This window comes from Streptomyces sp. SID13726, assembly GCF_010548375.1.
In the GTDB taxonomy this organism is placed as follows: domain Bacteria; phylum Actinomycetota; class Actinomycetes; order Streptomycetales; family Streptomycetaceae; genus Streptomyces.
Genome location: NZ_JAAGLY010000002.1, coordinates 53,012 through 66,865 on the forward strand (window position 1 = coordinate 53,012; position 13,854 = coordinate 66,865).

Consider the following 13,854-nt stretch of genomic DNA (forward strand, 5'->3'; position numbering starts at 1 on the left):
GCGGTGTATACGGACCGAAAGGGATGCATGTACGGCAAGGCATTCGCCCCTGAGTACCAGGGCGCCCTCACCACCCTCTCCGTGAACTCCTCGCTCGACGACGTACTGGCCGCGGGCACCGAGCAGTTGAGAGCCGCCGAGCTGGCCGGGCGGCACGCGGAGGCGGCCCGCTCCGGGCTCGCGGTCGCCGAGGCACAGCGCAGGCTCGGCCGGGTCGCCGACGCCGACCGGGCCTGGAAGGCGAGTTACCGTGCCGCCCGGCGCGCCGGGGACACCGCGGGGATGGCCTGGGCGCTGTGGAGCGGCGGCACCCTTGCCCGGCAGCGCGGCGGATTCGCCCTGGCCCGGCGGCTGTTGGAGCTCGCGGCCGAGTTCGGCGAGCGCGGCGGCGACGTCGTGGTCCGCGGCTACTCGCTGGCGGGGCTCGCCGAGACCGGCCGGATCCAGGGCGACTACGAGGCCGTCGGCCGACTGCACGAGCAGTTGCTGGCTGAGGCACGGCGGCGCGGGGAGGCACGGCACACGGTGTGGGCACTGTCGGGCATCGCGCAGATGCACCGCAACACCGGGTCCTACGACACCGCGCTCGCCATGTTCGAGGAGGCGGCCCGGATCACCGCGGTCGCCGACGACCGGCGCGGTCACGCCTGGGCGTTGCGCGGGCTCGCCGATCTCGCCTCCGTGCGCGACGGCGACACCGAGCGGGCTCTGACGCTGCTGTCCGAGGCGGAGGAGATCTGCCGGGAGATGAACCTGTCGAGCGCCCTCGCCTACAACCACAAGATGCGCGGCAACGTCCTGTACCGGGACAGGCGTTACCCCGAGGCACGGGACCTCTACGAGCAGGCGCTCACGGAGTTCCGGGCCATGAGCGAGCCGCGCGGGGAGGCGCTGGCGCGGCTGGGGCTCGCCAAGTCCCTGGCCCGGCTCGGCCGCGACCGTGCCGAGACGGCGGCCGAACTGGACGATCTGGCCCGCACGTTGGAGCGCACCGGGCTCCGGCACGCGCGGGAGATGGTGGCGCGGGCCCAGGAGGAGTTCGGCGTCCGGGCGGAGGCGGTACGGTGACGACGCTCGTCGCTCCCGAAGTCCTCACCCGGTGCCGGGAGTTGGTGCGACCGGCGCTCGGGGAGGCGGTCGGCCGGCTGCACCCGTGGGTGGCGGAGATGGCCGCGTACTCCTTCGGCTGGTGCGAGGTGGGCGGCGCTCCGGCCGTGGCGTCCGGCGGCAAGGGCGTGCGGCAGGCGCTCGCCGTACTGGGTGCCGAGGCGGCCGGCGCTCCGGGACGGGCCGGGGTGCCCGCAGCGGTCGCGGTGGAGCTGGTGCATGTCTTCTCCCTGCTCCATGACGACATCATGGACGGCGACGCGGCCCGGCGCGGCCGTCCGACGGTGTGGAAGGCGTACGGCACTGGTCCTGCGGTCCTCGCGGGTGACGCCCTGTTCGCGCTGGCCGTCGAGACCCTCGCCGACTCCGGCCCTGGCGCCGTGCGGCTGCTGTCCGCGGCCCTGGGCGACCTGGTGCGGGGGCAGGCGGACGACCTGCTCTTCGCCACGCGCCCCTGGGCCGGACCGGAGCGGGTGCGGCCGGACGAGTACCGGACCATGGCCGAGCACAAGACCGGGGCGCTGCTGGGCTGCGCCGCCTCGCTGGGCGCGCTGCTCTGCGGGGCACCGCCCGCCACGGTGGCCGCGCTCGACCGGGCGGGGCGGCACCTGGGCCTCGCGTTCCAGATCGTCGACGACGTCCTGGGCATCTGGGGCGACCCCCTGGTCACCGGGAAGCCCGTGCACGGCGATCTGCGGGAGCGCAAGAAGACCCTCCCGGTGCTGGCCGCGCTCGACGCGCCGACCCCCGAGGCGGCCCGCCTGGCGCGGCTCCTGGAGTCGGACGGGACCCCACAGGAGATCGCGGCCCTGGTCGAGCGGTGCGGTGGCAGAACGGCGGCGCTGGCCGAGGCACGCCGGCACATCGCCGCCGCGGGGACCGTGCACGAGCTGCGGCCCCTGCTGGACTACCTGGTGCGGCGCGAGCTCTGACGCCGATTTGACCGTCGCCGTCCGCCGGGACAGGGTTCGAAGCACCCCTCTATCGGGCGCGCCGCCCTCTTGGACCCCCGAGCGCTGCTCCTCCCGGAAGCGCGCCCGCCCCGCGGAAGGAAGACTGTCTTGATCGGGATCACCGACATCGAGCGGCAGGCCGAGCGGATCGCCGGACACGTCGTGCGCACGCCGACCCTGCCGAGCCCCGGCCTGTCCGAGCTGCTCGGTGCTCCCGTCACCGTCAAGCTCGAACTGCTCCAGCGCACCGGCTCGTTCAAGGCGCGCGGGGCGACGGCCAAGCTGCTGTCGCTCGGCGAGAAGGAGCGGGCCGCCGGGGTCGTGGCGGTCAGCGGCGGCAACCACGGGATCGCCCTCGCCCACATGGCCGCGGCCCTCGACGTGAAGGCGACGGTCGTCATGCCGCGGTCGGCGCCCGCCCGGTCCGTGGAGCTCGTGACGGCGTCCGGAGCGTCGCTGCGGCTGACGGACGACATGGACAGCGCGTTCGCGCTGATGAACCGGCTGCGGGACGAGGGGCTCACGCTGGTCCACCCCTTCGACGACCCCGTGGTGATCGCCGGACAGGGCACCGTCGGGCTGGAGTTCGCCGAGGACGCGGGCGACCTCACCGACGTCCTCGTCAGTGTCGGGGGCGGCGCGCTGATCTCGGGGGTCGCGACGGCACTGCGGGCCCGCCGTCCCGGAGTGCGGGTGTGGGGCGTGGAGACCGAGGGCGCCGAGGCCATGTCCCGGGCGCTGGCGGCGGGCGGACCGGTGCCGGTCGCCCTGTCCTCCCTCGTCTCCACGCTCAGCGCGCCGGCCGTCTCGCGGTCCACCTACGACCATGTGGCGGCCCTGGTCGAGGAGGTCCTCGTGGTCCCCGACCGGGAGGCGGTGCGCGGCTCGCTCGACCTCGCCGACCACGCCAAGGTGTGGGCCGAACCGGCGGCCGGCTGTCTCCTGCCCGCCGCCCGCCGGGTGCTGGAGCGGGTCGGGGAGGGCGCCCGGCTGGGGCTCGTGGTGTGCGGAGGCAACGCGACCACCGCCGATGTCATGGGGTGGGCCGAGCGGTTCGGGCTGCGCTGAGAGAGATGTTCAACTCCGGGTCATGAACAGGCCGTTCTACTGACTCCTGAGTCAGATACCGACCGGCCGGAAAGCGGATTCCATCGGTTGAGGATTTGATTGAACATACCCAGCCGCACCCGCCGTACCACTGGGAAAGGTGAGAGCCAGGGGTTCAGCGAAGGATGACCATGGTCAAGGCGCACGTCTCCACAAATGAGTTGGTCGCCGGAAGGTACCGGCCCCTGGACGTCCTGCACCGCGAGACCAACCGGGCGTGCTGGTACGGCGAGGACATCTCGACGGAACGCCCTTGCCTGCTCACCGAGATGGGGCTGCCCGCCGACACGGACGAGGACGCCTCGCTGCGCACCTCCGCGGGCGTGATCCGTATGTCCAAGACCATGCGGGTGCTCGCGCCCGGCCGGGTCGCCGCGGTCGTGGACGCGGTCACGCAGGAGGGCCTCCTGTGGACGGTCACCGAGCCCGTCGACGGCGTACTGCTCGGCGAACTCCTCGCCCAGCAGGGCACGTTCGACCATGTGCGGGCGGCCCGGATCGGGCTGGAGCTGCTGGAGGTGCTGGAGGCCGCGCACGGCGAGGGCATCACGCACGGGGAACTCAGTCCGGGCCAGGTGTTCGTGCGGACCGACGGGACCGTCGTGGTCACCGGCTTCGGCCTGGCGGGCGCGACCCTCGCACCGCGGCTCGCGGCACCGTCGTACGCCTCCCCCGAACAGGCCCGCGACGAGCGCATCGGCCCCGCGGCCGACCTGTGGGCCCTCGGCGCGCTCCTCTACACGATGGTCGAGGGCCGGCCGCCCTTCCGGGACCGCGACCGTCCCGCGGCCACCCTGAAGGGAGTCGACCGGCTGCCCCTGCGGGCGCCGGTGCGGGCCGGGCCGCTCACCCAGACCGTGCAGGGGCTGCTGCGCAAGAGCTCCCAGGAGCGACTGACGCGGGCCTCGGTGCGGGACGCCCTGATCCGGGTCCTCGACGAGGACCCCGATGCGATGCCGGCCCAGGAGTCCAGGTCCCGGCTGCGGGGCCTGCACGGCACGGCGCCGGGCCGCGGCAGCCGGCTGCTGATCGCCGGGACCGCGCTGGCCGTCGTCACGGTGGCCGCCGCCGTCCTCACGGTCACCAACGGGCTGCCCGGCACCGACTCCGCGACGACCGGCGAGGCACCCGCCCCGTCCGCGTCCGCCTCGGCACCGCCCACTCCCTCCCCGTCGGCGAGCCCGCCCGGGAACCGCACCGACGAGCAGAACCCCACCCCGCCGACGACACCGCCGCCCACGCCGACCAGGTCGGCCTCTCCCACCGCGGGCGCGGGTCTGCCGGCCGGGTACACGGAGTACCACTCCCCCTTGGGCTTCTCGATCGCGCTGCCCAAGGGCTGGAAGCCGCTGGACACCTCGCGTCAGGAGGACCTGGCCTACCGGGTCACCTTCGGCGCCTCCGGCGACCCGCGCACGCTCGCCGTGACCTACAGCAAGGCCGTCGGCACGAACGCCGTGGCCGTCTGGCGCGACGACGTGGAGCCGGATCTCCGGGACAACCCCGGCTACGAACGGCTCGGCGACATCCGCGCGACGACCTACCAGGGCCGTGAGGCCGCCGACATGCAGTGGATCGAGCAGGTCGACGGCGCCCGGGTGCGCACCTTCGGCCGCGGCTTCCTCATCGGCGACGGGCGCGGCTACTCGCTGCGCTGGACGACCCCGGCGGACGACTGGAGCGACGCCGCCAACCAGAAGGCGCTGGACACCTTCCTGAGCACCTTCCGCGTGCCCTCAGACTGAGCGCGGCGCCCGCATCCGGCGCAGCGGCCCCCGGTGCAGGGGCTGTGTCCGCCAGCGCGCGGTGAAGGTCCCGGCGCCGGGCAAGCAGGTCACCAGCAGGTGGTGGGGCGTCTCCAGGAACGCCACGTCCACGACGAGGGTGTCCGCGTCGGTCCAGCCGCCGCTCACCGCCGCGGGCACGGCCCCGTCGACCACCGTCCAGGCTTCCGCCCCGGCTTCGTACCGCAGTTCCAGCCGATCCCCGTCGTCGACCAGGGTCACCCGGCCCTCCGCGTCCACCTCGACCGCGGTGAGGGTCGGCTGGTCGGTGCACGTGCCGCCGGAAGGCGTGCACACGGTGCCGCTCGCCACGGGGGCCGCCCTGCCCTCGGCGGGCGGCAGCGCGAGCCGGGCCAGCCGGCCGGCCAGGGCCGTGTCCGCGGCCTCGCGTCCGGGCAGCGGGCCGGTGCCGATGGCGGGCAGGAGGTGCTCCCCGACCAGACTCAGGACCTTCTGCAGGTCAAGGGTCTCCGAGGTGATCGCCAGCACCGCGTCCTGCCGGCCGTCTCCGGCAAGCAGTCCTGCGCGCTCGCCGGCCGTCTCGCCGACCTGGTCATCGCCACGGAGCCCGAGGCGGGCCTGCTCGACGCGTTCGACCGGCACGGCGGCGCGGGCAAGCCGCGCGTGGGCCAACTGCCCGTCTGCCACGACCCCGACCGCGACACGGCGATCGAGCGGGCGCACTCGCAGTTCCGCTGGTTCGGGAACGGCTGGAAGGTCAACTCCGAGCTTCCGCACCCGGATTCGTTCGAGTCGGCCACCCGGTTCGTCACCCGCGACGACATCGCGGAGTCGATCCCGTGCGGCGACGATCCGGACGACTTCGTCGAGGCCGTACGGCCGTACGCGCAGGCGGGCTTCACCGAGATCGCCCTGGTGCAGATCGGCGGGGAGTCGCAGCCGGAGTTCCTGGACTGGTCGGCGAAGACGCTGCTGCCCGCGCTGCGCGACGCGTTCGGCTGAGCGGGGCCGTGCTGCCGAGCCGGTACCCGGGGGTGCAATAGGCTTCCGACCCTGCACATCGTGCGGTCCGAACGAGCCTGACCAGGAGAAACACCCGTGACCCTAGCGATCGACCCGTCCGAGACGTCCGCCGAGACCTCGGGCGAGGACACACCGGTCGAGACATCGGTTGAGACGCCGCTCCAGGCGCCGGTGGAGACCTCGGCCGAGACGCCCGCCGCGCCCCTGTCCGACCTCGTCGCGCGGGACGCCCGTGAGTTCGGGGTGTACGCGCGGACCGGCGGCTGGGCCTTCGGCCTGATGGTGGCGCGCAGCGTGCGTCCCGGCGGCCAGAGCGCGGACGAGACGCCGAAGGTGTCCGCGAAGGAGTTCGCCGAACTCGCCGGCTGCTCGCCCGAGCGTGTCATGCGCTACTACAAGGCCTGGGACCGGGCCGCCGACGACGGCATGGTCCCGCACTTCGAGACGCTGGCGCCGGGCCAGGAGGTGGAGCTGCCGGACGCGGACGTGTGGCTGACGTACTACGTCTCCCGCAACAGCGCGACCTCCGAGCGCGGCACCGCCATCGCCGAGGCCGCGGAGGCGGAGGGCATCCGCCCGACGAAGGCCCTGGAGGTCGCCGAGAACCCGACCGCCCTGCGGGCCGCGATCCTCGCCGACCCCTCCACCGCCCGGGCCGCGCGCAGCGCGCTGCTCGACCGGATCAAGGAGGACCCGGAGCTCCAGGCCTCGCTGGCCCGGGACGTCGTACGCACGGACGACCTGAAGAAGGCCGTCGCCACCGAGAGCCGGGCCGCCGACCGGATCGGGTACGTCCGCCAGATCGCCGAGTCCGGCCAGGTGAAGACCCCGGCCGGGCAGACCATCGACGCGCCGGTGGACCTGCGTCAGGAGGCCGAGCGGCACCTGTCCCTCCTGGAGGAGCTGGAGGACGACGAGGACACCGGCGAGTGGGCGGCCGAGGCCTTCGACACCATGAAGTCCCTCGTCGCCGAGGCCGTGGAGTCCGATCCCGAACTCCGGGTGCAGGAGCGGCGGACGAAGTTCTACAGCAGCCTCCAGAAGGCGACCAAGGCGTTCGAGGAGCTGACCTTCGACGACGCCCAGGACTTCTACGAGGACGACATGGTCCAGCAACTGGAGGAACTCCAGCGCGCCATCGCCTCGTGCATCACGTCCTTGCGCGGCGCGAAGGGCAATCACCCGGAAGGCTGAGCATCTTGGGCGTGGTAGGGGTACTAGAGGGCTCTACGTCGTTCTCCCCGGAGGCCTCCAGGTGAACTCCTTCGTCCACAGGACCGCGCACAAGACTCTGGTCGTGCAACTCCAGGCGGGCGGCACGGGCCGGTGCCCCGTGCTCGCCCACCTGGGGTACGACGCGACGGACCCGTTCGCCGTCACCGCGGTGTTCAGCCACGACGGCCGGGTGCTGGCCCGGTGGCGGCTGGACCGGGAGATGCTCGCCGAGGGGCTGCGCGGTCCGGTCGGGGTCGGGGACGTACGGCTGAGCCCCGTCTCGACCGGTGTGTGGGAGGAGCTGCGCATGGAGTTCTACGGCGACGCCCGCTCCGACGGCGGCCGCCAGCACGCCGTGGTCTACGCGTGGGCCCCGGCGCTGGCGACCTTCCTCAGCGAGACCCGGGAGATCGTGCCACCAGGGCAGGAGGAGGTCAGCGTCGACGACTTCCTGGCCTCGGTGATCGCCGGGGGCTGACACCGGCTCCCCGACACCGGCTCGGGTTGAGTAGCCGTACTCATGCCACCGCGGGCCGGCTGCCCCGACGATGAGGGCTCCTACGACAAGGAGCACCCGATGACCACTGTGCGACGGCCGCTGCCCGTCCTGCTCGCGTGGGCCGTGGCCGCCGCGCTGGCCCTGTCCGCCTGGGGCCCGCGCGACCGCACCACCTGGTTCCTGGAGACCGTGTGGGTCCTGGTCGGGCTCCCGCTGATCGTGCTGACCTGGCGCCGCTTCCCGCTCACCGACCTGCTGTGCTGTCTGCTCGCGGCGCACGCGCTCGTGCTGATCGTGGGCGGCCACTACACCTACGCGCAGGTGCCGCTCGGCGACTGGGTGCGGGACACCTTCGGTCTGGAGCGCAATCCGTACGACCGTTTCGGCCACCTCATGCAAGGGTTCGTGCCGGCGGTCCTGGTACGGGAGCTGCTGAGCCGTACGTCGCCGCTGCGGGGCAGCCGCTGGCTGGCGCCGCTGACCGTGTGCGCGTGTCTGGCGTTCAGTGCCGTCTTCGAGATGCTGGAGTGGGCCGCCGCGGTGACCGGCGGTCAGGCGGCGGACGCCTTCCTGGCCACCCAGGGCGATGTGTGGGACACCCAGTGGGACATGTTCTGCGCGCTGATCGGCGCCACGGTCTCGGTGCTGGTGCTGTCCCGGCCGCACGACCGGCAGCTCGCCGTCACTTCGTCGTATAGCGGCGCCGGGTCCACATCGGCACCCCGAACCAGCACGTCAGATACCAGGCCACGACACCCGTGACGAGCCAGGGCACCCAGTCGTCGTGGGTCGCCACCCGAAGGATCAGCAGGAGGGCGGCCGTCATGGTGGTCAGCAGGAGGACCAGCCCCACGAAGGTCAGCCGGGACGCGATCCGCACGGCCTGGGGCTTGATGCGCCGACCCGAGACGAGACGGTGCAGGGACACCGGTCCGATCAGGGCTCCGGTGGCGCAGGAGCCGAGGACGACGGTGACGATGTAGATGACCTGGTCGGTGTGGACCAGGTCGTCGTACCTCGGGGTGAACACGACGGTGAGCAGGAAGCCGAAGAGGATCTGGACACCGGTCTGCGCGACGCGGATCTCCTGGATGAGCTCGCCCCACATGCGGTCGGCGCGCTCTTCCTGGGTCTCGTCGCGTCCGGTGCGCTCGGCTGCCTGCGTCATGGAAGCCAGGTAACCCTCATGTGAGAGTTGAAACGAGCCGGGAGCTGCCGTACGACAGCTCCCGGCGCCGCGTGGTCACCAGCGGCTCTCCACCTGGCCCTTGATCCGGCGGTCGTAGAGGTCACGGACGGCCACGAGAGTCTCCTCGGACAACGGCGGCAGCTTCGCGGCGGCCGCGTTGGCGCGGGCCTGCTCGGGCGAGCGGGCGCCGGGGATGACGGTGGTGACGCCGGGCTGCTCGACGATCCAGCGCAGGGCGAGCTGGGCCGGGGTGTAGCCCTCGGGGGCGAGCGCGGAGAACTCCGCGGCGGCCTCGACGCCGGTCGTGTAGTCGACGCCGGAGAAGGTCTCGCCGACGTCGAAGGCCTCGCCGTGCCGGTTGTAGGCGCGGTGGTCGTTCTCCGGGAACACCGTGTCCTCGGTGTACTTGCCGGACAGCAGGCCCGAGGCCAGCGGTACCCGCGCGATGATGCCGACGCCCGCCTCCCGGGCGGCGGGGAGCACCTGGAGCAGGGGCTTCATGCGGAAGGCGTTGAGGATGATCTGCACGCTCGCCACGCCCGGCCGGGCGATCGCGGTCAGCGCCTCCTCGCAGGTCTCCACGCTGACGCCGTAGTGGGCGATGCGCTCCTCCTCGACCAGGGTGTCGAGGGCGTCGAACACCTCGTCGGAGGAGTAGACGGGGGTGGGCGGGCAGTGCAGCTGGACCAGGTCGATGCGGTCGACGCCGAGGTTGCGGCGCGAACGGTCGTTCCAGGCGCGGAAGTTGTCGAGGACGTAGTTCTCGGGGATCTGGTCGACACGGCGGCCCATCTTGGTGGCGACCAGCACATGCAGGTCGGGGCGGCCGCTGAGGAAGGCGGCGATGGTCTGCTCGCTGCGTCCGTCGCCGTACACGTCGGCGGTGTCGAAGAAGGTGACCCCCGACTCGGCCGCCGCCTCCAGCACCGAGAGGGCTTCCTTGTCGTCGACGTCCCCCCAGTCGGCTCCCAGTTGCCAGGTGCCGAGTCCTACGACGGATGCGTGCTGCTGAGACCTGCCGAATGTGCGCTCGTCCATGGCGTCAGTCTGTCATCCGTCGCCGACCTGCGCGGAACCGGCCGCTCCGGGCCGACACCTGTGAATCGTTCACTCACACGGGTGACACGAATCGACGTGGGGCATGCACGTGTCAACGGCCGCCTACCGTGACCGGGTGACTGATCGTTTTGTGAGCAACCACCCCCAGGACAAGCCCTCCTGGTCCCGTCGCGGCTTCCTCATGAGTGCCGCCGCCCTCACCGCCGTACCGGTTCTGCTGCCCGCCGATCCGGCTGCCGCGGCGGAGGAGCTGCCCGGCTTCCCGGCGGACGTGGACCTCTACCGTTCGGCCTACCGGAACTGGGTCGGCGAGATCACCGCCGACGGGCTGTGGGCCTGTGCGCCGACGGGCCCGGACCAGGTGGTCGAGGTCGTCGACTGGGCCTGGCGGCACGGCTGGCGGGTGCGTGCCCGGGGTTCCTCGCACGGCTGGTCGCCCCTGACCGTCACGGAAGGCACCACGTCTGACGTGCCCGTCCTCCTCGTCGACACCGCCTCCCACCTCACCGGGCTGTCCCTGGACTCCGCCTCCGCCGTGCGCGCGGGCACCGGGGTCACCCTGGAGGCGCTGCTCACCTACCTGGAGGGACACGGGCTCGGGGTCACGGCCGCGCCCGCTCCCGGCGACCTCACCCTGGGCGGGGCGCTGGCGATCGACGCGCACGGCACCGCCGTTCCGGCCGCCGGGGAGGAGCGGCTGCCGGGGCAGACGTACGGCTCGCTCAGCAATCGTGTCGTGGAGCTGACGGCGGTGGTGTGGGACGAGGAGAGCGGGGCGTACGGCCTGCGCACGTTCCACCGGGACGAGGCCGACAGCGCCGTGCTGCTCACCCATCTCGGGCGGGCCTTCGTCACCGAGGTCGTGCTGCGGGTCGGGGCGAACAGCAATCTCCGGTGCATGAGCCGGGTCGACATTCCGGCGGCCGAGCTGTTCGCCGCGCCCGGTGGTGACGGGCGGACCTTCGCGAGCTTCCTGGAGGAGTCGGGGCGGGTCGAGGCGATCTGGTTCGCGTTCACGGAGTTCCCGTGGCTGAAGGTGTGGAGCGTGGCGCCCACCAAGCCGCTGACCTCACGGCGCGTGACCTCGCCGTACAACTATCCCTTCTCCGACAACGTACCGACCCTGGTGGCCGATCTGGCCGGGCGGATGGTGTCGGACGCGGCCTGGTACCTGGCGCCGGTGCTCGGGAACGCGCAGCTCGACGTGGCGACGGTGGGGCTGACGGCGACGCTGTCGGCGGACCTCTGGGGGCCGTCGAAGAACACGCTGCTGTACATCAGGCCGACGACACTGCGGGTGACGGCGAACGGGTACGCGGTGCCGACCTCGCGGGACGGGGTGCAGCGGGTCGTGTCCGAGTTCACGGAGTTCTACCGGGAGCGGCTCGCGGCGTACGCGGCGAAGGGGCGGTTCCCGGTCAACGGCACGGTGGAGATCCGGGTGACCGGGCTCGACGATCCGGACGAGGCCGAGGTGGCGGGCGCGCGGGCCCCGCTGCTGTCGGCGCTGCGTGCCGGCGGGGCGCGTCCCGAGTGGGACACGGCGGTGTGGCTGGACATCCTGACGCTGCCGGGGACGCCGTACGCGGAGGCGTTCCTGCGGGAGATCGAGCGGTTCCTGTTCGACGGTTTCGAGGGGACCCGCGTCGAGTGGTCCAAGGGGTGGGCCTACACCGACGACGCGGTGTGGGCGGACGAGGAGGTGCTGGGGACGACGATCCCCGGGTCGTTCGGGGAGGCGGTGTGGGGGCAGGCGGCCGGGGTGCTGGACCGGCTCGATCCGCACGGGGTGTTCGGCAACGCGTTCCTGGACCGGCTGTTCCGCTAGGGCGTCAGGTGGGCCTGCACGGTGGGGGCGTACCGGTCCACCACGTCCCGCACCGCGCTCGCCCTCAGGTCGGTGCCGCGGGCGATGCCGTACATCACGCCGAGGCCGAGGAGTGTGCCGACGGCCAGTTCGGCCCGCAGGCCCGCGTCGGGGCCCTGGAGGCGCTGCGCGAGGCGGTCGACCACCTGGGTGCGGAAGTTGACGCGCAGGATGTCGCCGTGTTCGCCCTGGACCGGGGCGAAGGCGATCCGCAGGAGGGGGTCGGCGCCCCGCTCGATCTGGCCGGTGAGGACATGGCGGACCATGTGGCGGCCCAGCTCCTCCAGGGGCGCGTCGAGCAGGGCCGTCGCGTCCGACTCGAAGGACATCACGCGGGCGAACAGGGCGTCCTTGTTGCCGAAGTACTTGACGATCAACGGCGGGCTGACTCCCGCGCGTTCGGCGACCGCCTTGAGGGTGATGTCGGCGTGCGGGGTGCGGGCCAGGAGGTAGCGGGCCGCCCGCAGGATGGCGGCCTTGGTCGCCTCGGCGTCCCGGCGGGCGGGGGCGGCGGCGGGGGGCGTTGTGCTCACGGCACTCATGCTCCCTCCATCGCCTCGTTCCGCGCGCCCCGGGTGCCGTCACCGGCCGGGCGGGTCTTCTCGGGGGTGGCGTCGCCGGGGATGGTGAGGGCCGCCGCGCAGGCCGCGAGGGCGATGGCGCCTGCCATGGCGAAGGCCAGCAGATAGCCGTGCAGGGTGGGCACCGGCGCGCCGCCGACCAGGCTGGTGTGGTGGACCAGTACGGCCGCGACGGCCGCGCTGGAGGTGGCCTGTCCGATGGTCCGCATGAGGACGTTGACGCCGTTGGCGGAGGCCGTCTGCTCGGCCGGTACCGCGCGCAGGATGAGGGTCGGCAGCGCCGAGTAGGCGAGGGTGGTGCCGGTGGCCACCACCGTGGCGCCCAGGATGATCATCCACAGGTCGCGGCTGTCCGCGATGCGTACCGCGTAGCCGCAGGCGATGACCGCGGCGCCGAGGGCGAGGGTGATGCGGGGGCCGCGGGACGCGGAGATCCGGGCCGAGAGCGGCGAGAACAGCAGCATGGTGACGCCGCCGGGCAGCAGGCACAGGCCGGTGGCGACGATCGACAGGCCGAGTCCGTAACCGGTGGCCTTCGGCGCCTGCACCAGCTGGGCCGTGACCAGGGAGTTGGCGTAGAACGCGAACCCGGTGAGCAGGGCGGCCACATGGGACAGGCCCACGCGCGGCCGGGTGACGAGCCGCAGGTCGACCAGGGGCTGTTCGGTGCGCAGCTGGCGCCACCACCACAGGGCGAGGACGGCGACGGACAGCGCGAACAGGGCCAGGACCCGCGGGCTGCCCCAGCCCCACTGCCCGCCCTGGGAGACTCCGAGCAGCAGCGAGACGAGTCCTACGGCCAGGCCCAGGGCGCCCAGTACGTCGAAGCGGCCGGGCTGGCGTACCGGCGACTCACGGACCGCCCAGGCCACGGCCGTCACGCCCAGGGCGCCGAGGGCGCTGGTCATCCAGAACATGGTGTGCCAGTCGGCGTACTGCACGACCATCGCGGCCAGGGGCAGGCCCAGCGCGGCGCCGATGCCGACGGTGGAGCTCATCATCGCGACCGCGGAGCCCCGGCGCTCGGGCGGGAGTTCGTCGCGCAGGATGCTGATCGACAGCGGCACCACGGAGGCGGCGGCGCCCTGGAGGGCGCGGGCCGCGATGAGCACGGTGATGTCGGACGACAGCGCGCACATCACCGAGCCGACGGTCATCAGGGCGAGGGACGCCGTGAGCACCTTGCGCTTGCCGTACATGTCCCCTGCCCGGCCGAGCACCGGGGTGAGGACGGCCCCGGCCAGCAGGGTCGACGTGACCATCCAGGAGACGGCGCCCGGCGAGGAGTTCGTCAGCCGGGGCAGGTCGGGCAGCAGGGGGACGACCACGGTCTGCATGACGGCCATCAGGACACCGCACATCGCCAGCACCGGCACGGTGAGCCGGGCCCGCAGAGTCGCTCCGCGCGGCGGGGATATCGGGCCCTGCTGGTCCATCTGCACTCCGGGGACGACGCGGAAAACGGCGGGTGAATGACAATTCACTCTATCGGTGAATCGTCATTCACCC

At 72.8% G+C, this 13,854-nt stretch carries 13 protein-coding genes and 1 pseudogene; 9 read left to right on the forward strand and 5 right to left on the reverse strand.

Translation table 11 applies throughout. The annotated features are described in order from the left end of the window. Positions 1 to 27: 27 nt before the first annotated feature. The 4 genes from G3I78_RS04245 (at position 28) to G3I78_RS04260 (ending at position 4,912) form a co-directional block, all read left to right on the forward strand. Positions 28 to 1,068: a tetratricopeptide repeat protein gene (locus tag G3I78_RS04245; RefSeq protein WP_164421420.1), complete on the forward strand. Its 1,041-nt coding sequence runs from the start codon at positions 28 to 30 to the stop codon at positions 1,066 to 1,068. After that, complete coding sequence (locus G3I78_RS04250) at positions 1,065 to 2,039, forward strand: polyprenyl synthetase family protein (RefSeq protein WP_164421421.1); 975 nt, start codon at positions 1,065 to 1,067, stop codon at positions 2,037 to 2,039. Before G3I78_RS04245 ends, G3I78_RS04250 begins: the two co-directional genes overlap by 4 nt. A gap of 129 nt (positions 2,040 to 2,168) precedes the next feature. Continuing rightward, positions 2,169 to 3,128: a threonine/serine dehydratase gene (locus tag G3I78_RS04255; protein ID WP_164421422.1), complete on the forward strand. Its 960-nt coding sequence runs from the start codon at positions 2,169 to 2,171 to the stop codon at positions 3,126 to 3,128. A 164-nt stretch (positions 3,129 to 3,292) separates the two neighbouring features. Beyond that, complete coding sequence (locus tag G3I78_RS04260; RefSeq protein ID WP_164421423.1) at positions 3,293 to 4,912, forward strand: serine/threonine-protein kinase; 1,620 nt, start codon at positions 3,293 to 3,295, stop codon at positions 4,910 to 4,912. Here the strand turns inward: G3I78_RS04260 and G3I78_RS04265 are convergent. Next, the gene (locus G3I78_RS04265; protein ID WP_239157627.1) at positions 4,904 to 5,440 is read right to left on the reverse strand and encodes a hypothetical protein; all 537 of its coding nucleotides are present in this window, start codon (positions 5,438 to 5,440) and stop codon (positions 4,904 to 4,906) included. The genes G3I78_RS04260 and G3I78_RS04265 overlap by 9 nt on opposite strands. A 12-nt stretch (positions 5,441 to 5,452) precedes the next feature. On the opposite strand from G3I78_RS04265, the pseudogene G3I78_RS04270 reads away from it, so the two are divergent. The 4 genes and pseudogenes from G3I78_RS04270 to G3I78_RS04285 all read left to right on the forward strand — a co-directional run. Then, a pseudogene (locus tag G3I78_RS04270) lies at positions 5,453 to 5,914 on the forward strand (LLM class F420-dependent oxidoreductase); the annotation flags it as partial. 192 nt (positions 5,915 to 6,106) lie between these two features. Beyond that, positions 6,107 to 7,129 (forward strand): hypothetical protein, encoded by a 1,023-nt coding sequence (locus G3I78_RS04275; RefSeq protein ID WP_164422087.1) that lies wholly within the window; start codon positions 6,107 to 6,109, stop codon positions 7,127 to 7,129. A 61-nt stretch (positions 7,130 to 7,190) separates the two neighbouring features. Then, complete coding sequence (locus tag G3I78_RS04280; protein ID WP_164421424.1) at positions 7,191 to 7,628, forward strand: SsgA family sporulation/cell division regulator; 438 nt, start codon at positions 7,191 to 7,193, stop codon at positions 7,626 to 7,628. A 99-nt stretch (positions 7,629 to 7,727) separates the two neighbouring features. Then, positions 7,728 to 8,411, forward strand: a complete 684-nt coding sequence (locus G3I78_RS04285) for a DUF2238 domain-containing protein (RefSeq protein ID WP_164421425.1) — start codon at positions 7,728 to 7,730, stop codon at positions 8,409 to 8,411. Here G3I78_RS04285 and G3I78_RS04290 read toward each other — a convergent pair. Both G3I78_RS04290 and G3I78_RS04295 read right to left on the reverse strand, forming a co-directional pair. Further along, the gene (locus G3I78_RS04290) at positions 8,332 to 8,817 is read right to left on the reverse strand and encodes a DUF6328 family protein (protein WP_164421426.1); all 486 of its coding nucleotides are present in this window, start codon (positions 8,815 to 8,817) and stop codon (positions 8,332 to 8,334) included. The two genes, G3I78_RS04285 and G3I78_RS04290, sit on opposite strands and share 80 nt — an antisense overlap. A gap of 75 nt (positions 8,818 to 8,892) precedes the next feature. Next, positions 8,893 to 9,876, reverse strand: a complete 984-nt coding sequence (locus G3I78_RS04295) for an aldo/keto reductase (RefSeq protein WP_164421427.1) — start codon at positions 9,874 to 9,876, stop codon at positions 8,893 to 8,895. A 202-nt stretch (positions 9,877 to 10,078) separates the two neighbouring features. Here G3I78_RS04295 and G3I78_RS04300 point away from each other — a divergent pair, with 202 nt between their 5' ends. After that, positions 10,079 to 11,725 carry a cholesterol oxidase substrate-binding domain-containing protein gene (locus G3I78_RS04300; protein ID WP_203614511.1) on the forward strand — a complete coding sequence of 549 codons (1,647 nt, stop codon included), beginning with the start codon at positions 10,079 to 10,081 and terminating at the stop codon, positions 11,723 to 11,725. Here the strand turns inward: G3I78_RS04300 and G3I78_RS04305 are convergent. Next, on the reverse strand, positions 11,722 to 12,306 hold the full coding sequence (locus G3I78_RS04305) for a TetR family transcriptional regulator (protein ID WP_164421428.1): 585 nt from the start codon (positions 12,304 to 12,306) through the stop codon (positions 11,722 to 11,724). The genes G3I78_RS04300 and G3I78_RS04305 overlap by 4 nt on opposite strands. Then, entirely contained in the window at positions 12,303 to 13,781 is a 1,479-nt protein-coding gene (locus tag G3I78_RS04310) for an MFS transporter (protein WP_164421429.1), read from the reverse strand. The genes G3I78_RS04305 and G3I78_RS04310 overlap by 4 nt, the downstream gene beginning before the upstream one ends. Positions 13,782 to 13,854: the final 73 nt, after the last annotated feature.

Bases quoted from the DNA above. Each gene is read 5' to 3' on its own strand.
- G3I78_RS04260 (WP_164421423.1), top strand. From the start codon at position 3,293: ATGACCATGGTCAAGGCGCACGTCTCCACAAATGAGTTGGTCGCCGGA.
- G3I78_RS04285 (WP_164421425.1), top strand. From the start codon at position 7,728: ATGACCACTGTGCGACGGCCGCTGCCCGTCCTGCTCGCGTGGGCCGTG.
- G3I78_RS04300 (WP_203614511.1), top strand. From the start codon at position 10,079: ATGAGTGCCGCCGCCCTCACCGCCGTACCGGTTCTGCTGCCCGCCGAT.
- G3I78_RS04295 (WP_164421427.1), bottom strand. From the start codon at position 9,876: ATGGACGAGCGCACATTCGGCAGGTCTCAGCAGCACGCATCCGTCGTA.
- G3I78_RS04245 (WP_164421420.1), top strand. From the start codon at position 28: ATGTACGGCAAGGCATTCGCCCCTGAGTACCAGGGCGCCCTCACCACC.
- G3I78_RS04305 (WP_164421428.1), bottom strand. From the start codon at position 12,306: ATGAGTGCCGTGAGCACAACGCCCCCCGCCGCCGCCCCCGCCCGCCGG.
- G3I78_RS04290 (WP_164421426.1), bottom strand. From the start codon at position 8,817: ATGACGCAGGCAGCCGAGCGCACCGGACGCGACGAGACCCAGGAAGAG.
- G3I78_RS04310 (WP_164421429.1), bottom strand. From the start codon at position 13,781: ATGGACCAGCAGGGCCCGATATCCCCGCCGCGCGGAGCGACTCTGCGG.